The organism is Streptomyces sp. NPDC051214, from assembly GCF_040682375.1.
GTDB lineage: Bacteria > Actinomycetota > Actinomycetes > Streptomycetales > Streptomycetaceae > Streptomyces.
In genome coordinates this window covers 469,676-493,621 of record NZ_JBFBAT010000004.1, presented here as the reverse complement: position 1 = coordinate 493,621, position 23,946 = coordinate 469,676, and the positions used below count along the sequence as shown (strand labels likewise).

Here is a 23,946-nt window from a genome sequence, read left to right as displayed (position 1 = left end):
CCCTCCCCGTGGACGGCGGCGGCCCTCAGTCGCCCAGGACGCGGCGCAAGTAGTCGTTGCCGAACATGCGCTCCGGGTCGAGGCGGTCGCGCAGGGCCGTGAACTCCGCGAAGCGCGGGTATGCCTGCGCGAAGTAGTCGGCGCCACGGGTGTGGATCTTGCCCCAGTGGGGCCGGCCCTCGTGCGCGGTGAAGATCCGCTCGGCGGCGGTGAAGTACGCCTGGTAGGGCGTGCCCCGGTACATGTGGACGGCGATGTACGCGCTCTCCCGGCCCGATGCCGTGGAGAGCGCGATGTCGTCCGCGGGCGCCGTGCGGACCTCCACGGGGAAGCTGATCCGCAGATTCGAGCGCTCCACCATCGTCTTCAGTTCCCGCAGCGTCTCCACGAGGGCCGCCCGCGGAACGGCGTACTCCATCTCCACGAAGCGCACGCGGCGCGGGCTTGTGAAGACCTTGTAGGGGATGTCCGTGTAGGTGCGGGCGGAGAGTGCCTTGCTGGAGATCTTGGCGATGCCCGGGATGGTCGCGGGGACGGCCCTGCCGATCGTGTTGACCACCTGGAAGAGGCCGTTGGAGAGAATTTCGTCCTCTACGAAGGCGCTGACTCTGCCGGGCGGGGCGGCGGGACCCAGGCTGCGGTTGTTGCGCTTGGTGGTGCAGTTGCCGGTGTGCGGGAACCAGTAGAACTCGAAGTGCTCGTTCTCCGCGTGCAGGGCGTCGAACTCGGCGGTGACCTTGTCGAAGGTCATCGGCTCCTCACGGGCGGTGAGGAAGAAGACGGGCTCCACGGCGAAGGTGATCGCGCTGATCACGCCGAGAGCGCCGAGGCCGATGCGGGCCGCCGCGAAGACCTCGGGGTTCTCCTTCTCGGAGCAGACGAGGACCGTGCCGTCCGCGGTGATCAGCTCAAGTGCCTTGATCTGCGCGGAGATGGAGGCCGAGTCACGGCCCGTGCCGTGCGTGCCGGTGCTCGTCGCGCCGGAGACCGTCTGCTCCATGATGTCGCCCATGTTCGTGAGCGACAGGCCCTCGCGGGCGAGCGCCGCGTTCAGGCGCTTCAGCGGAGTGCCCGCTTCCACCGTGACGGTGCCGGCCTCGCGGTCGATCTTCCGGATGCCGGTGAGGAGTTCGGGGCGTATCAGGAGGCCGTCGGTCGCCGCGGCCGCCGTGAAGGAGTGGCCGGTGCCGACCGGCTTCACCCTGAGGCCGTCCTCCCTGGCCGCCCGCAGCGCCGCGGAGAGTTCGTCGACCGATGCGGGGGTGACCTCCCTGGCCGGGCGTGCGGTGATGTTGCCCGCCCAGTTACGCCACGGTGCTGTGCTCTTCCCGCTGCCCGTGCCCGTTGCCGTGCTCATGGGTCCCTCCCCGTTGCGGAGCCGGCGTTCTCAGCCGGCGATACCCCAGGAATCCGACCGCCACCGCGACGGCCCCGGAAACTCCGGGGACCGCGTACCCGGCGTCCGATCCGGCCGCGTCGATGACCCAGCCGGCCGCTGAGGAGCCGAGCGCGACGCCGACCGCGAGTCCGGTGCTCACCCAGGTCATGCCCTCGGTCAGCTTCGCGCGTGGTACGTGCTGTTCGACGAGGGCCATCGTCGTGATCATGGTCGGCGCTATGGAGAGGCCCGCGATGAACAACGCCACGGCCAGAAACGGAAGGTTCCCGACCAATTGAAGCGGGATCATACTCACGGCCGTCGTACAGACACCCAGCAGCCACCTCGGTGCGGGAGCGCCCTTGAAGTGCACGAGCCCGAAGGCCGCTCCGGCCAGACAGGAGCCGAGGGCGTAGACCGCGAGCGCCAGGCTCGCCATCGCCTTGTGGCCGAGGTCCTCGGCGTACGCCACGGTCACCACGTCGATGGACCCGAAGATCGCACCGGTTGCCACGAAGGTCGCGACCAGGACCTGCAGCCCGCCGGAGCGCAGCGCCGAACCCTTCGTGTGGTGCTCACGGCCGTGCGGCACGGGCTCGGTGGCCCGCTGGGACGTCAGCCAGAAGACGCCCACGGCGAGGAAGACCCCGGCGAGGAGCGGCCCGGCCTCCGGGAACCACACCGTGGAGAGGCCGATCGAGATGATCGGCCCGAAGATGAAGCAGATCTCGTCCACCACGGACTCGAAGGAGTACGCGGTGTGCAGCTGCGGGGTGTCCCGGTACAGCACCGCCCAGCGCGCCCTGATCATCGAGCCCACGCTCGGCACGCAGCCGACCAGCGCGGCGAACGCGAAGAGGGACCAGTCCGGCAGCTCGTACTTCGCGCAGAGCAGCAGCCCCGCGACCGCCACCAGGGACGCCAGGGTCGCGGGCCGCAGCACCCGGCGCTGGCCGTACCGGTCGACCAGACGGGAGATCTGCGGGCCGATCGCGGCGGCGGAGAGCGCCACGGTCGCCGAGAGCGCGCCCGCGAGTCCGTACCGCCCGGTGAGCTGGGACACCATCGTCACGATGCCGATGCCCATCATCGAGAGCGGCATCCGGCCGAGGAAGCCCGCCGTCGAGAACCCCTTGGTGCCGGGGGCGGCGAAGATGGCGCGGTAGGGGCTGGGCACGTGGGGACTCCGCGGGGGCGCCGGGGCGGCCCCGCACACGCGTGAGAAGCCCCGGTAAGGCGTAAAGATGGCCCATACAGCTTACGGTTCCGACAGGGCCGGACGCACCAAGATTTTTGGGCTGTCAGTGGCGGGTGGCAGGATCGGATACATGTCCGATGCGCTCGATGCCTCTCCCTATGACGCCCTGCTGCTGCTCTCGTTCGGCGGCCCCGAAGGGCCAGACGACGTGGTCCCGTTCCTGGAGAACGTGACGCGGGGCCGCGGCATCCCCAAGGAGCGGCTCAAGGAAGTGGGGCAGCACTACTTCCTGTTCGGCGGGGTCAGCCCGATCAACGACCAGAACCGCGCCCTCCTCGACGCGCTGCGCAAGGACTTCGCCGACCACGGCCTCGACCTGCCCGTCTACTGGGGCAACCGCAACTGGGCGCCCTATCTGACCGACACCCTGCGCGAGCTCGTCCAGGACGGCCACCGCCGTGTGCTCGTCCTCGCCACCAGCGCGTACGCCTCGTACTCGGGCTGCCGCCAGTACCGGGAGAACCTGGCCGAGTCGCTCGCCGTGCTCGCCTCCGAGGGCCTGGAGGTGCCGCGCGTCGACAAGCTGCGGCACTACTTCAACCACCCCGGCTTCGTCCGCCCCATGATCGACGGGGTCCTGAAGTCCCTGGCCGACCTCCCCGACGACGTGCGGGAAGGGGCGCACCTCGCCTTCACGACGCACTCCATCCCGACCGCGGCCGCCGACACCTCCGGCCGCGTCGAGGACCACGGGGACGGCGGGGCGTACGTCAAGGAGCACCTGGACGTGGCACGCCTCATCGCCGACGCGGTGCGCGAGGAGACCGGCGTCGAGCACCCCTGGGAGCTCGTCTACCAGTCACGCAGCGGCGCCCCGCACATCCCGTGGCTCGAGCCCGACATCTGCGATCACCTGGAGGAGCGCCGGGACGCGGGCGCGCCCGCCGTGGTGATGGTCCCGATCGGTTTCGTGTCGGACCACATGGAGGTGCTGTACGACCTCGACACCGAGGCCGAGGCGAAGGCCGCGGAGCTTGGCCTTCCGGTCCGCCGCTCGGCCACGGTCGGCGCCGACCCGCGGTTCGCCGCCGCGGTCCGCGAACTGGTCCTCGAACGCTCCGCCACGGAGAGCGGCCGCGAGGTCGCGCCCTGCGCCCTGGGCGCGCTCGGCGCGAGCCACGACCTGTGCCCGGTGGGCTGCTGCCCGGCGCGCGCCCCCAAGCCCGCAGCCGCGGGCGCCGACAGCCCGTACGCGTAAGGACGCCGACGTGACCGACCTCAAGGCAGAACTCCTCGGCGTCGCCCTGGAGGCCGCGCACCGCGCCGGGGCCTTTCTGCGCGACGGGCGCCCGGACGACCTGGGCGTGGCCGCCACCAAGACCAGCGCGGTCGACGTCGTCACCGAGATGGACATCGCGTCCGAGAAGCTGATCACCGACTTCTTCGCCGAGCGCAGGCCCGCCGACGGCGTGCTCGGCGAGGAGGGCGCGAGCTCCGAGGGCAGCAGCGGCGTCCAGTGGGTGATCGACCCGATCGACGGAACCGTCAACTACCTGTACGGGCGCCCCGATTGGTCGGTGTCCATCGCGGCCCGCAAGGACGGCGAGACGCTGGTCGGCGTGGTGCACGCCCCGATGCGCGGGGAGACCTACCGGGCCGTCCTCCACGAGGGCGCCTTCGTCAACGACAGGCCCGCGCGCACGCGCCCCGCGCCCCCGTTCGGCCAGGCCCTCGTCGGCACCGGGTTCGGTTACGTCGCCGAGCGCCGCGTCCGGCAGGCGGAGGTGGCCCGGCAGCTGATCCCGCTGGTCCGCGACATCCGCCGGGGCGGCTCGGCGGCCATCGACCTGTGCGACGTCGCGCTCGGCCGCCTGGACGCGTACTACGAGCGCGGCCTCAACCCCTGGGACTTCGCGGCCGGTGACCTCATCGCGCGGGAAGCGGGCGCCCTGACCGGTGGACGCCCCGGAGAGCCCCCCACGGGCGAGCTGACCATCGCGGCCCCGCCCGGCCTCTTCGAGGACCTCCAGGGCCGCCTGGAGGAGCTCGGCGCCTGGCACGACTGACCACCGGGCGGATCACCCGTCAAGAGCACACAGAAGGGCCCCGGCATCTCGTCCACGGATGCCGGGGCCCTTCTGCGAGCGATGGATCAGGCGTGCAGCACGCCGACCTCCACCCCGTGCTCGGCGGCCAGACGGTGGAGATCTTCGAGCTCGGCCTGCTCGACCTCGGCAAGGAAGTCGTCGCCCGTCTCACGGGCCTTCGTGAGGTCGGATTCCGTGGCCTTTATGCGCTGCAGCAGTCCTGCGGTAAAAGCGTCCATGGTTGCGCCCCCTCGGCTGGGTCGTGGGTCGATGGCACGGGGGTGTGCCCTCAAGAAGGGGCGATCACGTCTCAAGCCGCCCTGGAGGAAGCGGTTCGTGGCGCGCCACATACAAAGCGTGATCGCGGGTGTGAGGTCGTCCTCCCCTCGCTCTGTTCCACGGAAACCTCAACCCTCGGAGAAAATCCCGCATTCCCCGGCCAGGACACCGCCTTACAGCCGGTTTATGGCCGAAAGGGGCAGGATGGAGGCCACACCCCACGAACAGACCTGCCCGCAGGGGCACAGAGGAAGGACAGCGCCGTGCGCGTACTCGTCGTCGAGGACGAGCAGCTGCTCGCCGATGCGGTGGCCACCGGACTGCGCCGGGAGGCCATGGCCGTCGACGTCGTGTACGACGGAGCGGCCGCCCTGGAACGCATCGGGGTCAATGACTACGACGTCGTGGTGCTCGACCGGGACCTCCCGCTCGTGCACGGGGACGACGTCTGCCGCAAGATCGTCGAGCTCGGCATGCCGACCCGCGTCCTGATGCTCACCGCGTCGGGCGACGTCAGCGACCGCGTCGAGGGCCTGGAGATCGGCGCCGACGACTATCTCCCCAAGCCCTTCGCGTTCAGCGAGCTCACGGCACGCGTGCGTGCCCTCGGCCGGCGTACGAGCGTGCCGCTGCCGCCCGTCCTGGAGCGCGCCGGGATCAAGCTCGACCCGAACCGCCGCGAGATCTTCCGCGACGGCAAGGAGATCCAGCTCGCGCCCAAGGAGTTCGCCGTCCTCGAAGTGCTGTTGCGCAGCGAGGGAGCCGTCGTCTCCGCCGAGCAGCTCCTGGAGAAGGCCTGGGACGAGAACACCGACCCGTTCACGAACGTGGTGCGGGTGACCGTCATGACCCTGCGGCGAAAGCTCGGCGAGCCCGCCGTCATCGTGACGGTGCCCGGCTCCGGCTACCGGATCTGATCCCCGGTGGCCGCGACCCCGGCGCCGCCAGCAGCGCCTCCGAAACCCACCTGGGACCCCAGGAAGGCCGAACCACCCTTTCCGTGGCTGCGCCCCACGATCCGCATACGGCTCACGCTGCTGTACGGCGGCATGTTCCTGATCGCGGGCATCCTGCTGCTCTCGATCATCTATCTGCTGGCCGCGCAGGCACTGAACGTGGGGAGCGACCTGCCGTTCAAGATCGTCTCCGGCCAGGTGGCCAGCGACTCCTGCAACTTCCCGAGCTCGCCGTCGGCCGGTGAGCTCAACAACGCGATGAACGCCTGCGTCAACGAACAGCGCCAGCACGCCCTGGACAACCTCCTGAGCCGCTCGCTGCTCGCCCTGCTCGGACTCGCGGTGATCGCCTTCGCCTTCGGATACGCGATGGCGGGCCGCGTCCTGTCGCCGCTGGGCCGCATCACGCGCACCGCGCGCAGGGTGGCCGGCACGGACCTGTCGCGGCGCATCGAACTGGACGGCCCGGACGACGAGTTGAAGGAGCTCTCGGACACCTTCGACGAGATGCTGGACCGCCTGGAGCGCGCCTTCACGGCCCAGCAGCGGTTCGTCGGCAACGCGTCGCACGAGCTGCGCACCCCGCTGGCGATCAACCGCACGCTGCTCGAGGTGCACCTCTCCGACCCGGGGGCGCCCGCGGAGCTCCAGCAGCTCGGCAAGACGCTCCTGGCGACCAACGAACGCAGCGAACAGCTCGTGGAGGGCCTGCTGCTGCTCGCCCGCAGCGACAACCAGATCGTGGAGCGCAAGCCGGTCGACCTCGCCGAGGTCGCCGACCGCGCCGTCGACCAGGTGCGGGCCGAGGCGGACGCGAAGGGCGTGGAGATCCGCGGGGAGCGCGGCCCGGCCGTCGTGCAGGGCAACGGCGTCCTCCTGGAGCGGATCGCCCTGAACCTCGTCCAGAACGCCGTCAGGTACAACGTGCCGGACGAGGGGTGGGTGGAGGTCACTACGGAGGCCCAGCACGGCCAGGCGGTCCTCGTGGTGTCGAACACGGGTCCCGTGGTGCCCGCGTACGAGATCGACAACCTCTTCGAGCCGTTCAGGCGGCTCAGGACCGAGCGCACGGGCAGCGACAAGGGCGTGGGACTCGGCCTGTCGATCGCCCGGTCGGTGGCACGGGCCCACGGGGGCCGTATCATCGCGGAGCCGCGCGAGGGGGGAGGGCTCGTGATGCGAGTCACCCTTCCTCTCTGAGATGCTGCCGCAGACGCGCCGCCATGTTCGCTTTGCGCGGAATTTTCGGGACCTGTTCCCAGAGATTTCCTGTGCGATCGATCACAGGGGCGAATTTTCGGCCATCTACTCTCCGTGATCGTGAAAGTCGTTGGAAAGCCGGGAAAATCCGGGTTTTCAGGGGTCTTGATCACGGGAAGTACACGGGGTGGCGCCTGTCACGGGGTGGCGCCTGTGAAGTGCGACATTCGGACCGTGTACGGTCCCGATCGCCATCCAAACCGATCACCTCTTCAGGGGTGCGGTTGGGTGTCGATTGAGTAACAGACCTTGATGTGAGGCAAAATCTCCGCCTCAGGTCGGGCACAAGTCCGGCCTCTCACGCGTTACGTGCGCTGAGACACCGCAGACACCCAGAGGGGGAGAGCGACATGGCAACGGACTACGACACCCCACGCAAGACCGACGATGACGTCAACGAGGACAGCATCGAGGAACTCAAGGCGCGGCGGAACGACAAGTCGACCTCGGCAGTGGACGTCGACGAGTTCGAGGCCGCAGAGGGCCTCGAACTGCCCGGCGCGGACCTGTCGAACGAGGAGCTCGCCGTCCGGGTGCTCCCGAAGCAGCAGGACGAGTTCACCTGCATGAGCTGCTTCCTGGTGCACCACCGCAGCCAGCTGGCCAGGGAGAAGAACGGCCAGCCGATCTGCCGCGACTGCGACTAGGGCAGGGTCGGCCGTGACAGGCTCGACCCCGCCGAGGAAGCGCCGCTTCCGTAAGCGCGGAGCGGACCAAGAGAGCGCTGTCCCCGACGGCGTGCGTGACGACGAGCGGGGCTCTTCCCCCACAGGAACAGCTCCGCTCGGACCGGCGAACGCCCTGGAGACGGCACACGACGAGACGGCGGCCGACAAGGCGTCCAGGATCCGCGGATCCAAGGGCCGCGTTGCCGCCGTCACGGACGGAGTCATGGCGGGCGTACGCGCGAGCGGACGCGGCGCCAAGGCCGGCATCGGCTATCTCGCCGACCGGATCATCGACATCGCCCCGCGGATCCCGGTCCGCGACCTTTCCGCCCTCCGCAAGCAGTTCCCGGGTCTCGACCCCGATCAGCTCGCGGACAAGCTCATCTCCGGCGCCGCCAACGCGACCTCGACGGTCGGGGCCGGGATCGGCGTCGCGGTGATGATGCCCGTGCCGCCCGCGATGCCCGCGGAGCTGGCCGCCGAGATCACCGGCGTCGCGGCGATCGAGCTGAAGCTCATCGCCGAACTCCACGAGGTCTACGGCCGCCGTCCCCCCGGCAACCTCAAGGAGCGCAGCACCGCCTACCTCACGTCGTGGACGGAGGAGCGCGGCATCGACGTGGCCAAGCCCGCGTCGATTAACGCGGCGCTCGGCGGCCAGATGAAGCGCGAGCTGCGCCAGCAGATCATGAAACGCATGGTGCGGAACCTCCCGAACCTGATGCCCTTCATGGTCGGCGCCGCGGTCGGGGCCGTGATGAACCGCCGGGACACCAAGAAACTCGCTGAGCGGGTCCGTGCGGACCTGCGGAGGTCGCAGGTGCCCTGGGGCGCACTGGTCGAGCTGCCGCCCCTTGAGCAGCCCGCGCAGCCCCTTGACCCGTCACGTCCGGGCAGCCCGCCCGAGGAGCTGGGCGCCTGACGCCGAGCCCCCCACTTCGGATCTACGAGGCTCGAACCGCCGTGAGTGCCGCGGCGAGCGCCTCCGGGTGCCGCGTCGACACGTACACGTACGGAGTCGGGTCCTGCGGGTCCGTGATCTCCACGCGCAGCGCCGTGGGGATGTAGGCGCGCAGCAGCATGAAGGCGCGCGGGTCGGCCTTCGGGCCGCGCCAGGCGCGCGCCCCCTCCGCGTCGAGCACCTCGGGCTCGCCCAGTGCGGAGACCGGGATCTTCGCGTCGCCCGCGACGAGCGAACCCGCCACCACGCGGATCCGGGGGGAGCCGTACGAGCTGGTGACGACCGCGGCGACCGCCGTACCGGCGACCAGGCCGCCGAGCAGCGGCAGGGTGCCGAAGGGGAGCATGATCAGTGCCGTCGCGACGCCGACCAGGAGCGAGACAAGCCACCAGGAACGGGGCGCCGTCAGGCGTTCTTCGTAAGGCTGCATGTATGCAAGCTTGGCACGATGAGCTGAGTCGGTGGACTCGCGGGTAAGGTCTGCGGCTGTGAGTGGTACTTCAGCAGCTCTGACGCCCCCGGCCGACGCAATAGCGCCCGTCCGCCACCCCGACGCGCCCGCCCCCGGCGAGCTCATCGGAGCCCACTACGAGCACTGTTTCGGCTGCGGCGAAGGACAGGCCCACGGGCTGCACCTCGCGACGCGTGCCGGCGAAGGCGTGGGCGTCACCGCCGAGTTCACCGTCCGCGAGGCCCACCAGGGCGCTCCGGGCCTCGCCCACGGCGGAGTGCTCGCCACGGCGCTCGACGAGACGCTCGGCTCGCTGAACTGGCTGCTGCGCGTGATCGCCGTGACCGGCCGGCTCGAGACCGACTTCGTGCGGCCCGTGCCGCTCGGCACCGTGCTCTTCCTCGATGCCGAGGTGACCGCCGTCTCCGGACGGAAGATCTACTCCCGGGCCACCGGGCGGATCGGCGGCCCCGAGGGGCCCGTGGCCGTCCGTGCCGAGGCCCTCTTCATCGAGGTCAAGGTCGACCACTTCATCGACAACGGCCGCCCGGAGGAGATCCGGGCCGCCATGGACGACCCGGACCAGATCCGCCGCGCACGTGCCTTCGAGGTGAACCCGTGACCCCCGCACCCCGTCCGGAGCTCGACGTGCTGATCCGTCGCGTCGACTCCGATGTACCGCTGCCTTCGTACGCGCAGCCCGGCGACGCCGGAGCGGATCTGCGGACCACCGAGGCGTGCGAACTCGCCCCCGGCGAGCGGGCGGTATTGCCCACCGGGGTGTCTGTCGCGCTGCCGGAGGGGTACGCGGCCTTCGTGCACCCGCGTTCCGGGCTCGCCGCCCGCTGCGGTGTCGCCCTGGTGAATGCCCCGGGGACGGTGGATGCCGGGTACCGTGGAGAGATCAAGGTGATCGTGGTGAATCTCGACCCGCGCGAGCGCGTGCGGTTCGAGCGCTTCGACCGGATTGCCCAACTGGTCGTCCAGCAGGTCGAGAAGGTGCGCTTCCGCGAGGTGGCGGAGCTTCCCGACTCGGCGCGGGCCGAGGGGGGCTTCGGGTCCACCGGCGGCCATGCCGCCGTGGGCGCCGGCTCGGGTGACACAACGGGTGGGAATCGATACGCATCGGTCGTATCTGACCGGGAAGGACAGTGACGTGTTCGGACGTCGCAAGAAGGACAGTGCCGCCGAGGACGCGGCGGGCGAGGCCGAGCAGGTCGTCGAGGGCCCTGACGGTTCTGACAGCGACGACACGGCCGCGGCGCCGTCGCGCGTGAGGCTCGAGCCCGAGCCCCGCCCCGACGGCCCCTGGGACGTCTCCGAGGTCCGGGAGCCCGGCGAGGGCCGCGTGGACCTCGGTGGCCTCTTCGTACCGGGTGTCGAGGGCATGGAGCTGCGGGTGGAGGTCGCGGGAGACGCGATCGTCGCCGCGACCGTCGTGCTCCAGGACAGCGCCATCCAGCTGCAGGGCTTCGCCGCCCCCAAGAAGCAGGGCATCTGGGGCGAGGTCCGCGAGGAGATCGCCACGGGCATCACCCAGCAGGGCGGGGTCATCGACGAGGTCGAGGGGCCCCTGGGCTGGGAGCTGCGCGCGCAGGTGCCGGTGCAGCTGCCGGACGGCACGGGCGGCGTGCAGGTCGTGCGCTTCATCGGTGTCGACGGTCCGCGGTGGTTCCTGCGCGGGGTCATCTCCGGCCAGGGCGCGGTGCAGCCGCAGGCCGCGGGTCTCCTGGAGCAGATCTTCCGGGACACGGTCATCGTGCGCGGCGACGGGCCGATGGCGCCTCGTGACCCGATCGTCCTGAAGCTGCCGGACGACGCCCAGATGGTCGCCGAGGGCAGTGTGCAGCAGGAGCAGCAGGAGGGCTCGCGCTTCTCCGGTGGCATGGGCCAGCTCCAGCGGGGCCCCGAGATCACCGAGGTGCGCTGAGCGCCTCACCTGAACGAGCAGGACAGGCCGATGGGCCGCACTCCCTGACGGGAGTGCGGCCCATCGGCGTTTTCGCAGGTGGGAGCGGTGAGGCGGCAGCATCCGTAAGAGACCGTAAGAGAGTCGTCAACGGAGTGCCGACGGACGTAAGGGAGCCGTCAACGGCGGTCATTTCCGGCCAGGGAGGAGGTTTGCTCAAGGCGCCGGATCAATCGCATCTCATCTCTCTCATCTAGGAGCACACGATGGCCGACGTGGCCTTCGTCGTCACCACGCTCGCGGTCTTCGCGCTGGTGGCGCTCATCGCCAAGGGGGTGGCGAAGCTGTGACTGCCGAGAACATCGTCGGTCTCGTCGTGGCCGTCGCCCTGCTGGGCTATCTCGTACTCGCTCTTGTGTTCCCGGAGAGGTTCTGAGTACGGCCATGAGCCCTGTTCTTGCTGGTGTGCTCCAGTTCCTGGCGCTGATCGTGGCGCTCGCCCTGGCATACCGTCCGCTCGGTGACCACATGGCCCGGGTCTACTCCTCCGACAAGCACCTGCGCGTCGAGAAATGGATCTACAAGGGCATCGGCGCCAACCCGAACGCCGAGATGCGCTGGCCCGCCTACCTGCGCGGAGTCCTCGCCTTCTCCGCGGTGAGCGTGCTGTTCCTGTACCTCCTGCAGCGGCTCCAGGGCTCGCTGCCCGGATCGCTCGGCTTCAAGGCGATCGACCCCGACCAGGCCTTCAACACCGCCGCGTCCTTCGTGGCGAACACCAACTGGCAGTCGTACTACGGCGAACAGGCCATGGGCCACGTCGTGCAGACCGGCGGCCTCGCGGTGCAGAACTTCGTGTCCGCCGCCGTCGGCATCGCCGTCGCGGTGGCCCTGGTACGCGGTTTCGCCCGCTCCCGCATGGGTGAGCTGGGGAACTTCTGGGCCGACCTGGTGCGCGGTGTCGTACGGGTCCTGATCCCGATATCGGTGATCGGCGCGGTCGTCCTCGTCGCCTGTGGCGCGCTGCAGAACTTCTCCGGCATCCACGGGGTCGGCCAGTTCATGGGCGGCAGCCAGGAGTGGAACGGCGGAGCGGTAGCCTCGCAGGAGGTCATCAAGGAGCTGGGCACCAACGGAGGCGGCTACTTCAACGCCAACTCCGCCCACCCCTTCGAGAATCCGAACGGATTCTCCAACCTCTTCGAGGTCTTCCTGATCCTGGTGATCCCCTTCGCGATCACGAGGACCTTCGGGCGGATGGTCGGTTCCCTCAGGCAGGGGTACGCGATCCTCGCCACGATGGTGACCATCTGGGTCGGGTTCACCGCCCTGATGATGTGGACGGAGTTCCACCACGGGGCTCCCGCCCTCGACATCGCGGGCGGGGCGATGGAGGGCAAGGAGACGCGGTTCGGGATCGCCGGTTCGACGATCTTCTCGGTCGCCACGACGCTCACCTCGACGGGCGCGGTCAACTCCTTCCACTCCTCCAACACCGGCTTCGGTGGCGGACTCGATCTCCTCGGCATGCAGTTGGGGGAGATCGCACCCGGCGGCACGGGTTCGGGTCTGTACGGAATGCTGATCATGGCGATCATCGCGGTGTTCATCGCCGGGCTCATGGTGGGCCGTACGCCGGAGTACCTGGGCAAGAAGATCGGCACCCGCGAGATCAAGCTCGCGGCCTGCTACATCCTCGTCACGCCGGCCCTGGTGCTCGGCTTCACGGCGGTGTCGATGGCGCTGCCCACGCCCAAGGACTCGATGCTCAACTCCGGTGCGCACGGCTTCTCGGAGATCCTCTACGCCTACACGTCGGGCGCCAACAACAACGGTTCGGCGTTCGCCGGACTGAGCGCCGACACCAACTGGTTCAACACCACGATCGGTCTCGCGATGCTGCTCGGCCGCTTCCTGCCGATGGTGTTCGTCCTCGCGCTCGCGGGTTCGCTGGCCGAGCAGAAGCCGGTCCCGGCGACGGCGGGCACCCTGCGCACCGAGAAGCCGCTGTTCACCGGCCTGTTGGTCGGCTCCATCATGATCATCACCGGTCTGACGTACTTCCCGGCGCTCGCCCTGGGGCCGCTTGCCGAAGGGCTCGCGTCATGACCACCTCCCTACAGAAGCCAGAGGAGCCCGGCTCCATGTCCACCGTTACTCCCACCCGTGCGCCGCATCAGGACGTGCCCGGCGGCCGTGAGGGCCATCAGGACGGAGGCAGGGTCGGCGGGGGTCTGTTCGACCCCAAGCAGCTCCTGAAGTCCTTCCCGGACGCCGTGCGGAAACTCGATCCGCGGGTGATGGTCAAGTCGCCCGTCATGTTCGTGGTGCTCGTCGGCTCGGTGATCACCACCGTCCTCGCGGTCAAGGACCCGGGGGACTGGTTCGGCTGGGCGATCGCGGTCTGGCTCTGGCTGACCACGATCTTCGCCAACCTGGCGGAGGCGGTGGCCGAGGGGCGCGGCAAGGCGCAGGCGGACACGCTGCGCAAGGCCAAGACCGACACGGTCGCGCGCCGCCTTTCCAAGGACGGCACGGCCGAGGAGCAGGTGCCCGGCACCGCGCTGCGCATCGGCGACCTGGTCGTCTGCGAGGCGGGCGACGTGATCCCCGGCGACGGTGACGTCGTCGACGGTGTCGCGAGCGTCGACGAGTCGGCGATCACCGGCGAATCGGCCCCGGTCATCCGGGAGTCGGGCGGCGACAGGTCCGCCGTCACGGGTGGCACGAAGGTCCTCTCCGACCGGATCGTCGTCAAGATCACGACGAAGCCGGGCGAGACCTTCATCGACCGCATGATCAACCTGGTCGAGGGGGCGGCCCGGCAGAAGACACCCAACGAGATCGCCCTCAACATCCTTCTCGCGTCCCTCACCATCGTCTTCCTGCTCGCGGTCGTCACGCTTCAGCCGTTCGCCGTGTACGCGGGTGCCGAGCAGTCCATGATCGTGCTTGCCGCGCTCCTGGTCTGCCTGATCCCCACGACCATCGGCGCGCTGCTCTCCGCCATCGGCATCGCGGGCATGGACCGGCTCGTCCAGCGCAACGTCCTTGCCATGTCCGGGCGGGCGGTCGAGGCCGCTGGTGACGTCTCGACGCTGCTGCTCGACAAGACCGGCACCATCACGCTGGGCAACCGGCAGGCCGCCGAGTTCGTGCCGGTACGCGGGACGACCGAGGCCGAGCTCGCGGATGCCGCCCAGCTGTCGTCGCTGGCCGACGAGACGCCCGAGGGGCGCTCCGTCGTCGTCCTGGCGAAGGAGAGGTACGGGCTGCGCGAGCGTCACCAGGGGGAGCTGGAAGGGGCCGAGTGGGTCGCCTTCACCGCGCAGACGCGGATGTCGGGCGTCGACCTCGTCGAGGGCGGCGCGGGGCGCAAGGTCCGCAAGGGGGCGGCCGGTTCGGTCGTCGCCTGGGTCACGCGGAACGGCGGCACGGTCTCCGAGGACACCCAGGCCCTGACCGACACGATCGCGCAGGCCGGCGGCACGCCGCTCCTGGTCGCCGCCGACGACGAGAAGGGGGCCCGTGTCCTCGGCGTCATCCACCTGAAGGACGTCGTCAAGGAAGGCATGCGGGAGCGGTTCGACGAGCTGCGGCGCATGGGCATCAAGACGGTCATGATCACCGGCGACAACCCGCTGACCGCCAAGGCCATCGCGGACGAGGCGGGCGTGGACGACTACCTCGCCGAGGCCACGCCCGAGGACAAGATGGCGCTCATCAAGCGGGAACAGGCGGGCGGCAAGCTCGTCGCGATGACCGGTGACGGCACGAACGACGCGCCCGCGCTTGCCCAGGCGGACGTGGGCGTGGCCATGAACACCGGGACCTCGGCCGCCAAGGAGGCCGGGAATATGGTGGACCTGGACTCCAACCCCACCAAGCTCATCGAGATCGTCGAGATCGGCAAGCAACTCCTGATCACCAGGGGCGCGTTGACGACCTTCTCGATCGCCAACGACGTCGCGAAGTACTTCGCGATCATCCCCGCCATGTTCGCCGTGGTGTACCCCGGTCTCGACAAGCTCAACATCATGAACCTGTCCTCTCCGGAGACGGCCATCCTGTCGGCCGTCGTCTTCAACGCGCTGATCATCGTCGCCCTGGTGCCGCTGGCCCTCAAGGGCGTGCGCTACCGGCCGATGAGCGCGGACAGGATGCTGCGGCGCAATCTCGGCGTCTACGGAGTCGGCGGTCTCGTCGCCCCGTTCATCGGCATCAAGATCATCGACATGGTCATCTCCCTCATCCCCGGGCTGTAGTTCCTGAAAGCGTGCTGATCGTCATGAACAACTCCGTCGGAAGTACGGCACGGCTGCTGGGCGCGGGTCTGCGTGCCCTGCTCGTGCTGACCGTGATCTGCGGTGTCATCTATCCGCTCGCCGTCACCGGAATCGCCCAGGGCCTGTTCCACGACAAGGCCAACGGCTCCGAGATCAGGAGCGGGGGCGAGGTCGTCGGCTCCGAACTCATCGGGCAGCGGTACGACTTGCCGCTGAAGGAGGGCCAGGAGACCGCCGCGCCCGACCTGAAGTGGTTCCAGCCCCGGCCGTCCAACGGTCTCGGCTCCAACCAGGACGCGGGGGTGAACACCCGCTACGACCTGATCCTCTCGGGCGCGACGAACCTGGCCGGCGACAACAAGGACCTGATCGCGAACGTCAAGGCGGCCAAGGCGGCCGTGGTCAAGGACAACTCCACGGCCGGCTTCAAGGTGCGGCCCTCGGACGTGCCGGCCGAGGCCGTCACCTCGTCCGGCTCAGGTCTGGACCCCCACATCTCCCCGGAGTACGCGGAACTCCAGACCCACCGAGTGGCCGAGAAGAACGGCCTTGCCGTCCGCACGGTCGAGAAGCTGGTCGACGAGCACACCGACGGGCGGATCCTCGGCTTCATGGGCGAGCCCCGTGTCAACGTCCTCCAGCTCAATGTGGCCCTGAAGGAGCTTGTCGCCGACAGGGGCTGATCTCCGTGGAAGAGGAGCGTCCTGCTCCTCAACTCCCTTGTGGCACACGGCGGTTCGGCCCCGGTGGCCGAAGCATTGCGGGCCGCGATCGCGTCCGTCCATACTGTGCCGGTCACGCGGGGGGAGACCGGTGCGGTGAGCGGACGGCGCGTGCCCGCCGTGGTGCGGAGCGGCCGGTACCACGGGGTGGTGCTCGGGGCAGCCGGGCTTGCCGTCCTGCTGGCGGCCACGGTGCTCGCCGCCCTTGCCGCGCTCACCGAGAAGGCCGTCGAGGGCGGGGTGCGGCAGCGTCTGACCGCGGACCGGGAAGCCGCCGTCGAGGTCGCCGGACGCTACGACGCCGACAGCGTGCGGCGCTTGGACGCGGACGTACGCGCCGCGGTCGGCCGCACCTACGGCGAGGTGCCCCACCGGACCCGGCTCGCGCTGCGGGCACCGGCGGCGCGCAACGACGAGCTCTCCGTGACCGAGGCCGGGGGCCGCCGCCGCGAGGACGCCACCCTGTCCGTGATCGCGCTCGAAGGAGCCAGGTCGCACGCCGCTCTTGTGGCGGGCCGGTGGCCGCGCGCGAGCGCCGGCGGCTCGGCCGATGCGCCCGTGGAGACCGCGCTGACCAGGGCATTCGCCGCCGAACTCGCGGTCCGCACGGGCGACTCGGTGAACGTGCGCGGCGCCGGTGGTCGCCTGGTGCGGATGCGGGTCGTCGGGCTCTACGGGACCGAGGGGCGCGCGCCCGCGGTCTGGGCGGCACTCAGCAGTACGTTCGGGACGCCCGACTCCCTCGCGCTCGTGCCCCGCGGTGCGTTCACGGCGCGGCGCGGGCTCGCGAAGGACGCGGGCGCGGTGTGGCTCGGCGTGCCCGATGCGCGGGGGCTGCGGCTCGGCGACATCGCGCCGCTGGCCGAGCGGGCCCGGCGGTTCGGCGGCAGCGATGCCTCGCGCTCGGTGCTGCGGGGCTCGGACCCCGCGGCGGAACTGACGGTCTCGGCAGGGCTGCGCAGGGCGCTCGACCGGCTCACCACGCCCATCGCCGTGGCCCGCGCGGGGCTCTACGTACCCGCCACGCTGCTTGCCGCCCTCGCGGTCGCGGCCTTGGTCCTCACCGGGCGGCAACTCGCCGCACACCGGCGGCCGGAGCTGGCGTTGCTGGCCGCGCGGGGCGCCGGGACGCGGCGGCTCGTGGTGTCGACCGGGGTGCAGTGGGCGGTGGTGGCCCTTCCCGTGGGGGTGGCCGCGCCCTTCCTCGCGGGCCCGCTGCTGCGGCTCCTGGAAGGGGCGGGGGTGCTGCACGGCGGGGTGCCGGACGCCGCCGCGATCGGTGCCGCCTGGGTGGCCGCCGCCTTCGCCGTCGTGGTGCACGGGTGCGCGGTGCTGCTGCCGACGCTGCGTCTGGTGCGGGACCGGCAGGCGGTGAGCCGGCTGCGCCTGCGGGTGGGGAGGTTCGCGGGGGCGCAGCGGGTGGGGGCCGATGTGGTGCTTGGGGCGGTGGCAGTCCTGGGGTGGCTGCAGCTGCGGCAGTACCGCTCTCCCGTGACCGGTGACGGTGTCGATCCGGTGCTCGTGTTCGCGCCGGTGGTGATGACCACCGCTGCCGCGCTGCTCGTGCTGCGCCTGCTGCCCTTCCTGACGCGGGCCGTCGACCCGCTCGCCCGGCGTGGCAAGGGGCTCGTGCTGCCGCTCGGCGGGTGGCAGATCGCGCGGCGCGCGGCACGGCACGCGGGGCCCGCCCTGGTGGTCACGCTGGCCCTGGCCGTCGCCGCCCTGAGCAGCACCGCCCTCGCCATCCTCGACCGGGGGGACCACGACCAGGCCGCTTTCCAGGTGGGCGCCGACCTGCGGATCGAACCGGGGGAGGGCGTGCCCGCCGGGGAGCGGCGTGCGACGTACGGCGCGTTGCCCGGGGTCGACGCGGTCACTCCCGTGGTGACCACGGAGGGATACATCGGGCAGGACGCGGTGGCCGTGACCGGCGTCAACACCGGGCGTGGGCCGGTGCCTTCGCTGCGGGGGGATCTCGCGGAGCGGCCGGTGCGGGAGCTTGTCGCGCCGCTGGGGAAGGGGATTCCGGCGCACGGGCTCGCTGTGGGCGCTGCCCGTCCCGTGCGGGAACTCCCGCTGCGGGTGCGGTTGTCGGCCGACGGGGCCGGTCGGGCCGTGCCGGTGCGGCTGACGGTCTTCTTCGAGGACGGCGACGGTCTCGTCCACTCAAGTGCCCTCCTTCTTAAAGAAGGCGGCTCCCGCGCTCTTCCTTTAAAGGTGCCCGTACGAATGGAGGTGCCCGTACGAAGCGGTGGCCTGCGCATCCTGCAGATCAACCTGAGCATGGCGGGCGAGACGGCGCGGCGCACCTACCGGCTGCGGATCGACCGGGTGCCGGGGCTGTCCCGGCAGGCCGACTGGCGTGACCTGCGCGAGGACGCGCCGGACCGGTACGCGGCGGGGTGCCCCGGGGCCGAGCGGCCGCGCGGGTCGGTGGGGGAGGCGCCCGGTCCCGTGCTGTGCGGCGACAGGCCCGGGGCCGGGGTGCTGCTCGACGCGGTGCTCCGGGGGCCCGATACGCGGCTCAAGTACCCGACGTGGAGTGTCCGGCTCGGCACGGACAGGGCAAAGGGGCGCCCTGCGGCGCCCGCTCTCGCCGATGATGCGCTGCTTGACTCCGGGGCGGTACGGGTCGGGGACGTCGTGACCGTGCGGCGCGGTACGGGTGGCAGTGCCCGGCTGAAGATCGTCGGCCGGATCGGGGCGGTGCCGGGTGAGGCACGCGACCGGCCCCGGCTCCTGACCGACTCACGTGCGATGGCGGCCCAGTTGACGCTGAGCGGGGCGTTGCCGGGGGCGGAGGGCGCGTGGTGGGCGGGGGCGGCGCGGGGTGACGCGGGCGCCGCGTGGAAGGCGGTACGGGAAAGACCCCGGCTCGGAACCGCCGTGGACGTGCCGCACGCGCGCGTGGCCCTCGGCGAGGACCCGCTGCGGCGGGGCGCGCGTGGCGGCCTCTGGCTCTGCCTCGCCTTGGCACCGGCGTTCGCCGTCATCGCCTTCACGCTGCATACGGTCCTCGCGGCGCGGGCCAGGGAACGGGAGTTCGCGCTGCTGCGGGCCCTGGGGGTACGACGGGGCCAACTCGCCGCGTACCTGTGGACGGAACAGTTGGCACTGGCGGGCATGGCAGCACTCCTCGGCACGCTCCTCGGAACGGGCCTGGGCGCGGTGATCATGCCGGTGGTAACGGTCGACGCAACCGGCACCCCGGTCTTCCCCGCCCTGCTCACGGAGGTTCCGTGGGCACGGGTGTGGACGGTGGCGGGCGCCGTGACGCTGATCATCTGCGGGGTGGTGAGCGGGGTGGTACGAGTCCTCGGCCGGGTGGATCTGGGGCGGGTGCTGCGGGCGGGGGAGGACGGGTGAGGGGGACTGTGGGTGGGGGGTCGGTGCAGGGCTGGTCTGGCTGGGGCGGGGGCAGCGGCGGGGCCGGCGGCGTGGGACGGGATCGCGCCGACAAGAGCCCGAACAGTCCCGCACGCTCCTTCGAAGCGTCGCTGCGGTGTGTTCCGTTGGTGGGGCGGGGGTCGGAGGCTGGCGGGCTGTTTCGGTGTCGGAGTGCTGGGAGTTGCGTTTCGGGCGGGCAGATCGGCGCGCCCGCCTTGCGTGTGCTGTCGGCTGCGGGTGGCCGCGGGGTTGCTTCGGTGCCGGGGTGCTGGGGGGCGCGCTCCGGTGGGGGCGTGCGGCGGTGTCGTGGGGGTGTGGGTGCTGGGTTGCGTCGGTTCCGGTGCGCTGGGGGTTGTGTTCCGAGCAGGCAGAACAGCACGTCCCCTTGCGTGTGCTGTCGGCTGAGGCTGGGTGGGTTGCTGTGGTGTTCTCCGTCGGCGGGGTGGGATCTGGTGGCAGGGCTGCTTCGGAACCGGAGGGCCGGGAGTCGTGCTCCGGGTAAACACATCGGCACGTCTCCCTGCGTGCGCTGTCGGTTGCGGGTGGCTGGCGGGCTGTTTCGGTGTCGGAGTGCTGGGAGCTGCGTTTCGGGCGGGCAGATCGGCGCGCCCGCCTTGCGTGTGCTGTTGGGGGTGAGTTGTGGTGGTGCGGGGTGATCGGGTGGGTGGGTAGGGGAGCTTTTTCGGGGAGGGCTGATGCGGCGTAGGGATGGGGCGTGGGGGGAGTTGGGGGCGCTCGCCCTCGTGGTTGTGGTGCTCTGTGGTGTCGCTGCCGGTGGGCCGGGGTTGTTGGACGTGGCTTCGGGGCGCGCGCTGGGACACCGGCTCGAGCAGGTGCAGCGGGACGCCCCGGGCATCACCCACCGGATGCGCTTCGGGCCCGAGGAGGAGCGCCCCGGGGCGGAAAGCACCCTGGACGCCGATCTGCGGAGGTTCTCGGAGGTCGTCGAGAACGCCACCCCCGCCGCCCTCAGCGGAGAACTCCTGCTCGACTCCACTCGCATCGCCCTGCCCGCCGTACGCACCCCTGACGGCACCACGCTGTCCCTCGTGTACGCGAGCGATGCCCCGCCCCGTTCCGCGTACGCCGCCGGCCGGCCTCCCGCCGCGAGGGGACGCGTCGTCGAGATCGCCGTGTCCACCCGCACCCGTGACGCCCTGAAGCTCCGGCTCGGGCAGGAACTGCGGCTCGGCCCCGGCGCGTTGGAGATCGCGGACGCCCCGGCACGCGTCGTCGGGTTCTACGCCGCCGAGGGCGATCGGCGGCTCTGGCGCGAGCACCCCCTGCTCGCGGGCACGGGACGGGAACCCCGGGGCGGTGCGGTGCGGTACGCGGGCGCCTTGCTCGCCCCGCAGGGCGTCGAAGTGCTGCAGAGCCAGGCCGAGGCCGACCTCACCGTGACGTGGGGCATGCGCCTGGACCCCGGCGAGAACGCCGCACGCTACGTGGGCGAAAAAGGGCAGCGCGACTTCGAGCGCCACATGCTCCGCTACCCGGAGTCCGTACGGCAGGTCACATGTGAGATGGGGATCGGCGGCGGCGGCATGTACTGCGCCCTCGGTGCCCATCCCGCGGCCGAGGCGGAGACCGCCACCGAACTGCCTGACGCCCTGGAGGAGTTCCAGGCGCAGTGGCGGCAGGGCAGCGTCGTGATCTCCTTCGCGCTCGCCTCGGTGACGGCGGTGGGACTCGCCACGGTCGTCGTCGGCGCGCTGCTCTCCGTACGCCGCCGCCTCGACGCCCATCGGCTGCGACGCGCACGCGGGGCGTCGGCCCTGGGGATCGCCCTGGGGCGCGGAGTGGCGACCGCGCCGGCCGTGCTGCTGGGGTTCGTGGGCGGGTGCGCGGCCGCCCAGCTACTGCCGAGAGCGGGGGCGGGGGCATCGGCGGCGTACGGGCGAGGGCTGCTCGTCGCCCTCGGCGCGTGGCTGGTGCTGCCCCTGCTGACCTGGTGGGCGGTCCGCGACCGGGCCCTGCCGCGGGACAAGGAGGCGAGCGGCGGACGGCGCCTCGTCGCCGAGGTGGGCGTGATGGCCGTCGCTGTCGCGGGCGTCCTCGCGCTGCGGGCCCGCGGCACGGCGGGCGGGGCGGCCGGCGACCCCCTGCTCGCCGCCGTCCCCGTACTCCTGGGGCTCGCCACGGTCGTGGTCCTGGTGCGCCTCTACCCGTGGCCGGTACGCCTCGTCGCCCGCCGGGCAGCCCGCGGACGCGGAGCCGTCACCCTCGTCGCGCTCCGCGGCGCCGCGAAGGAGGCCCCCGCGCGGGCGCTCGCGCTGCTCGTCCTGGTGGTGACGCTGGCCGGTGCCGTGTTCGGCGGCCTGGTCGCTCAGACGCTCACGGAGGGGCGCCGGGACACCGCAGCCTGGCGGGTGGGCGCCGATGCCTCCTTCCTGGGAGCGGGACGCGACCCCGACACCGCGAAGCGCCTGGCACGCGCGCGTGGCGTGCGGGAGACGGTGGCGGTGCGGCAACTGCGGGTCGATCCGGTGAGCGCCGAGGACGGCGGGCGGTACGGGATCGCGAGCCTGGTGGGCGTCGACGGCACGGAACTGCGGTCGGCCGCGGACAGTTCGGCGGCGGCCGGCGCGCTGCGGGACGCCGGTCTCGGCGGAGGCGGGGCCAAGGGCGCCGGGCGTGACATCCGGGTGCTCGCCGACGCCGCCGACGCGGGAGACCTGCTGACCATCACGGTGCACGGCAAGGAGCGCCGCCTGCGCGTCGTGGGAAGACTCCCCGAGGCCGTGCGACGCGACCCCGCCCTGGGCCCCGTACGTTCCTCCACCGAGGCGAGGGACCACCTGATGCTCGCCGACAACCGGGACCTCAAGTCCTTCGCCGCGAGCGAGTTCGAGGAGTCCGCCCTGCTCCTGTACGGCCCGCACCTGGACGCCGGTGAGCTGCGCTCGGTCGTCCCGCGCACCGCGCCCGGCGCCTCCACCGGAGAGCTGCGCATCCGTGCCGAGGAGCAGGCCGAGGCCGAGAAGGACGGGCTGATCGCGGCCATGACCGCCGCGCACACCGCCTGCACCGCTGTGGCCGTGTTCCTCGCGCTGCTCGCCCTCGTCCTCGAACTCCTGCTGTCCGCGCCCGCCCGCGGCGACACGGCCGCCCGGCTGCGGACGCTGGGACTCGGCGGCCGCGCCACCGCCGGGCTGCATCTGCTCCAACTGCTGCCCATGGTCCTCGCGGCGGTGGCCGGGGGCGTCGCGCTCGGTCTGACCCTGCCCGGACTGCTCGGCCCCGCCCTCGACCTGCGGGTGTTCACCGGCGGGCCCACCGCGCCCGCCCTGCGGACCGACGCCTTGTTTACCGCGGTCCTTGCCACCGGAACCGTCGCCCTGGTGGCCGTTGCGGTGGGGGTGGAGACCTGGCTGGGGCGGCGCAGGGAACTTGGAGCAGTGCTGCGACTGGGGAGGAACGATGACTGAGCTCGCCGATCTGGAGGCCCGCGCGAACGCCGCGCGCCGTCCCGCGCAGGACGAGGGCCTTGTCGTCTGCGACAACCTCGTACGCGTCTATCGCACCGAGAAGGTGGAGGTGCAGGCCCTCCAGGGGCTCGACCTGGTGGTCGGTGAGGGGGAGTGCGTGGCGCTCGTGGGCGCGTCCGGGTCCGGCAAGTCCACCCTCCTGTCGATCCTCTCCGGGCTCGATCTGCCGACCGCGGGCCGGGCCAGGGTCGCCGGGCACGATCTGCTCTCCATGGGGCGCCGCGAGCGTCTGGGATACCGCAGGAACACCGTCGGATTCGTGTGGCAGCAGACCGGGCGCAATCTGCTGCCGTACCTCACCGCCCTGGAGAACGTCGCGCTGCCGATGAGGTACGCGCGCGTGCCCCGTCGCGAACGCGCGGCGCGGGCCGCCGAACTGCTCGACGTGCTCGGCGTGGCGTACTGCGGCGCGAGGCGGCCCGCCGAGCTTTCCGGCGGTGAGCAGCAGCGCGTCGCCGTGGCGGTCGCGTCCGCCAACGCCCCGCGGGTGCTGCTCGCCGACGAGCCCACCGGGGAGCTGGACACGGCCAGTGGCGAGGAGGTGTTCGCCGCTCTCCGGCGCGCGAACGAGGAGCTGGGGGCGACCGTCCTGGTGGTCACGCACGATCCGCTCGTCTCCGGTCAGGTCCGCCGCACGGTGCGCATCCGGGACGGCCGTACGGCCACGGAGACGCTGCGTGAACGAGGCGGTGCGGGCGAGGAGTTCACGGTTCTGGACCGGGCGGGGCGGTTGCAGCTGCCGCGCGACTACGTGGAGCGGTACGGACTGCGCGGGCGCGTACGGCTCACGGAGGAGCCGGATCACATCGGAGTCTGGGGTGAAGGGCCGGATTCGACCCCGCCCACCGCGTGAAGCCTTGACGGACGTCAGGTCCGTACCTATGGTCACGGCCCAACACGCGTGTTCAGAAAGGCA

The 23,946-nt window shown here is 71.3% G+C and carries 20 protein-coding genes; 16 read left to right on the top strand and 4 right to left on the bottom strand.

The features are described 5' to 3' along the window. Nucleotides 1–25 precede the first annotated feature (25 nt). Complete coding sequence (locus tag AB0M70_RS13380; protein WP_365819580.1) at nucleotides 26–1,357, bottom strand: D-arabinono-1,4-lactone oxidase; 1,332 nt, start codon at nucleotides 1,355–1,357, stop codon at nucleotides 26–28. Beyond that, a complete protein-coding gene (locus tag AB0M70_RS13375) occupies nucleotides 1,305–2,555 on the bottom strand; it encodes an MFS transporter (RefSeq protein ID WP_365819578.1) in 1,251 nt (416 codons plus the stop codon). Before AB0M70_RS13375 ends, AB0M70_RS13380 begins: the two co-directional genes overlap by 53 nt. Nucleotides 2,556–2,706: 151 nt before the next feature. Between AB0M70_RS13375 and AB0M70_RS13370 the strand changes: the two genes are divergently transcribed. Next, nucleotides 2,707–3,834, top strand: a complete 1,128-nt coding sequence (locus AB0M70_RS13370; protein ID WP_365819576.1) for a ferrochelatase — start codon at nucleotides 2,707–2,709, stop codon at nucleotides 3,832–3,834. A gap of 10 nt (nucleotides 3,835–3,844) precedes the next feature. After that, on the top strand, nucleotides 3,845–4,642 hold the full coding sequence (locus tag AB0M70_RS13365) for an inositol monophosphatase family protein (RefSeq protein ID WP_365819574.1): 798 nt from the start codon (nucleotides 3,845–3,847) through the stop codon (nucleotides 4,640–4,642). An 86-nt stretch (nucleotides 4,643–4,728) separates the two neighbouring features. Here the strand turns inward: AB0M70_RS13365 and AB0M70_RS13360 are convergent, their stop codons facing one another. Further along, nucleotides 4,729–4,902, bottom strand: coding sequence for a hypothetical protein (locus tag AB0M70_RS13360; protein WP_351173867.1), 174 nt, complete (start codon nucleotides 4,900–4,902; stop codon nucleotides 4,729–4,731). A 303-nt stretch (nucleotides 4,903–5,205) separates the two neighbouring features. On the opposite strand from AB0M70_RS13360, the gene AB0M70_RS13355 reads away from it, so the two are divergent. The 4 genes from AB0M70_RS13355 (at nucleotide 5,206) to AB0M70_RS13340 (ending at nucleotide 8,748) form a co-directional block, all read left to right on the top strand. Next, nucleotides 5,206–5,859, top strand: coding sequence for a response regulator transcription factor (locus tag AB0M70_RS13355; RefSeq protein WP_135331070.1), 654 nt, complete (start codon nucleotides 5,206–5,208; stop codon nucleotides 5,857–5,859). A gap of 6 nt (nucleotides 5,860–5,865) precedes the next feature. Beyond that, nucleotides 5,866–7,098, top strand: coding sequence for a HAMP domain-containing sensor histidine kinase (locus AB0M70_RS13350; protein WP_365819571.1), 1,233 nt, complete (start codon nucleotides 5,866–5,868; stop codon nucleotides 7,096–7,098). A gap of 410 nt (nucleotides 7,099–7,508) precedes the next feature. Next, nucleotides 7,509–7,805: a DUF4193 domain-containing protein gene (locus AB0M70_RS13345; protein ID WP_055544889.1), complete on the top strand. Its 297-nt coding sequence runs from the start codon at nucleotides 7,509–7,511 to the stop codon at nucleotides 7,803–7,805. Nucleotides 7,806–7,818: 13 nt separating this feature from the next. Next, nucleotides 7,819–8,748, top strand: coding sequence for a hypothetical protein (locus AB0M70_RS13340; RefSeq protein WP_365819569.1), 930 nt, complete (start codon nucleotides 7,819–7,821; stop codon nucleotides 8,746–8,748). Nucleotides 8,749–8,770: 22 nt separating this feature from the next. Here the strand turns inward: AB0M70_RS13340 and AB0M70_RS13335 are convergent, their stop codons facing one another. Continuing rightward, complete coding sequence (locus AB0M70_RS13335) at nucleotides 8,771–9,217, bottom strand: DUF3093 domain-containing protein (RefSeq protein WP_363209931.1); 447 nt, start codon at nucleotides 9,215–9,217, stop codon at nucleotides 8,771–8,773. 58 nt (nucleotides 9,218–9,275) lie between these two features. On the opposite strand from AB0M70_RS13335, the gene AB0M70_RS13330 reads away from it, so the two are divergent. The 10 genes from AB0M70_RS13330 (at nucleotide 9,276) to AB0M70_RS13285 (ending at nucleotide 23,883) form a co-directional block, all read left to right on the top strand. Next, nucleotides 9,276–9,860, top strand: coding sequence for a PaaI family thioesterase (locus tag AB0M70_RS13330; RefSeq protein ID WP_365819567.1), 585 nt, complete (start codon nucleotides 9,276–9,278; stop codon nucleotides 9,858–9,860). After that, entirely contained in the window at nucleotides 9,857–10,393 is a 537-nt protein-coding gene (dut, locus tag AB0M70_RS13325; RefSeq protein WP_363209929.1) for a dUTP diphosphatase, read from the top strand. Before AB0M70_RS13330 ends, dut begins: the two co-directional genes overlap by 4 nt. 1 nt (nucleotide 10,394) lies before the next feature. Beyond that, nucleotides 10,395–11,168, top strand: a complete 774-nt coding sequence (locus AB0M70_RS13320; RefSeq protein WP_365819564.1) for a DUF3710 domain-containing protein — start codon at nucleotides 10,395–10,397, stop codon at nucleotides 11,166–11,168. 325 nt (nucleotides 11,169–11,493) lie between these two features. Then, nucleotides 11,494–11,583, top strand: a complete 90-nt coding sequence (gene kdpF / locus AB0M70_RS13315; RefSeq protein WP_033264828.1) for a K(+)-transporting ATPase subunit F — start codon at nucleotides 11,494–11,496, stop codon at nucleotides 11,581–11,583. A gap of 8 nt (nucleotides 11,584–11,591) precedes the next feature. Continuing rightward, nucleotides 11,592–13,256 (top strand): potassium-transporting ATPase subunit KdpA, encoded by a 1,665-nt coding sequence (kdpA, locus tag AB0M70_RS13310; protein WP_365819562.1) that lies wholly within the window; start codon nucleotides 11,592–11,594, stop codon nucleotides 13,254–13,256. Next, nucleotides 13,253–15,412 (top strand): potassium-transporting ATPase subunit KdpB, encoded by a 2,160-nt coding sequence (kdpB, locus tag AB0M70_RS13305; RefSeq protein WP_365819560.1) that lies wholly within the window; start codon nucleotides 13,253–13,255, stop codon nucleotides 15,410–15,412. Before kdpA ends, kdpB begins: the two co-directional genes overlap by 4 nt. Before the next feature lie 23 nt (nucleotides 15,413–15,435). Continuing rightward, entirely contained in the window at nucleotides 15,436–16,116 is a 681-nt protein-coding gene (locus AB0M70_RS13300; RefSeq protein WP_365819829.1) for a potassium-transporting ATPase subunit C, read from the top strand. 135 nt (nucleotides 16,117–16,251) lie between these two features. Then, the gene (locus AB0M70_RS13295) at nucleotides 16,252–19,521 is read left to right on the top strand and encodes an FtsX-like permease family protein (protein WP_365819558.1); all 3,270 of its coding nucleotides are present in this window, start codon (nucleotides 16,252–16,254) and stop codon (nucleotides 19,519–19,521) included. A gap of 716 nt (nucleotides 19,522–20,237) precedes the next feature. Next, nucleotides 20,238–22,970 (top strand): hypothetical protein, encoded by a 2,733-nt coding sequence (locus tag AB0M70_RS13290; RefSeq protein ID WP_365819555.1) that lies wholly within the window; start codon nucleotides 20,238–20,240, stop codon nucleotides 22,968–22,970. Further along, on the top strand, nucleotides 22,963–23,883 hold the full coding sequence (locus tag AB0M70_RS13285; RefSeq protein ID WP_365819553.1) for an ABC transporter ATP-binding protein: 921 nt from the start codon (nucleotides 22,963–22,965) through the stop codon (nucleotides 23,881–23,883). The genes AB0M70_RS13290 and AB0M70_RS13285 overlap by 8 nt, the downstream gene beginning before the upstream one ends. Nucleotides 23,884–23,946: the final 63 nt, after the last annotated feature.

Excerpts from the sequence above, each read along its gene's own strand:
- AB0M70_RS13380 (WP_365819580.1), bottom strand. The coding sequence starts at position 1,357 with ATGAGCACGGCAACGGGCACGGGCAGCGGGAAGAGCACAGCACCGTGG.
- AB0M70_RS13370 (WP_365819576.1), top strand. The coding sequence starts at position 2,707 with ATGTCCGATGCGCTCGATGCCTCTCCCTATGACGCCCTGCTGCTGCTC.
- AB0M70_RS13360 (WP_351173867.1), bottom strand. The coding sequence starts at position 4,902 with ATGGACGCTTTTACCGCAGGACTGCTGCAGCGCATAAAGGCCACGGAA.
- AB0M70_RS13345 (WP_055544889.1), top strand. The coding sequence starts at position 7,509 with ATGGCAACGGACTACGACACCCCACGCAAGACCGACGATGACGTCAAC.
- AB0M70_RS13335 (WP_363209931.1), bottom strand. The coding sequence starts at position 9,217 with ATGCAGCCTTACGAAGAACGCCTGACGGCGCCCCGTTCCTGGTGGCTT.
- kdpA (WP_365819562.1), top strand. The coding sequence starts at position 11,592 with ATGAGCCCTGTTCTTGCTGGTGTGCTCCAGTTCCTGGCGCTGATCGTG.
- kdpB (WP_365819560.1), top strand. The coding sequence starts at position 13,253 with ATGACCACCTCCCTACAGAAGCCAGAGGAGCCCGGCTCCATGTCCACC.
- AB0M70_RS13300 (WP_365819829.1), top strand. The coding sequence starts at position 15,436 with ATGAACAACTCCGTCGGAAGTACGGCACGGCTGCTGGGCGCGGGTCTG.
- AB0M70_RS13290 (WP_365819555.1), top strand. The coding sequence starts at position 20,238 with ATGCGGCGTAGGGATGGGGCGTGGGGGGAGTTGGGGGCGCTCGCCCTC.
- AB0M70_RS13285 (WP_365819553.1), top strand. The coding sequence starts at position 22,963 with ATGACTGAGCTCGCCGATCTGGAGGCCCGCGCGAACGCCGCGCGCCGT.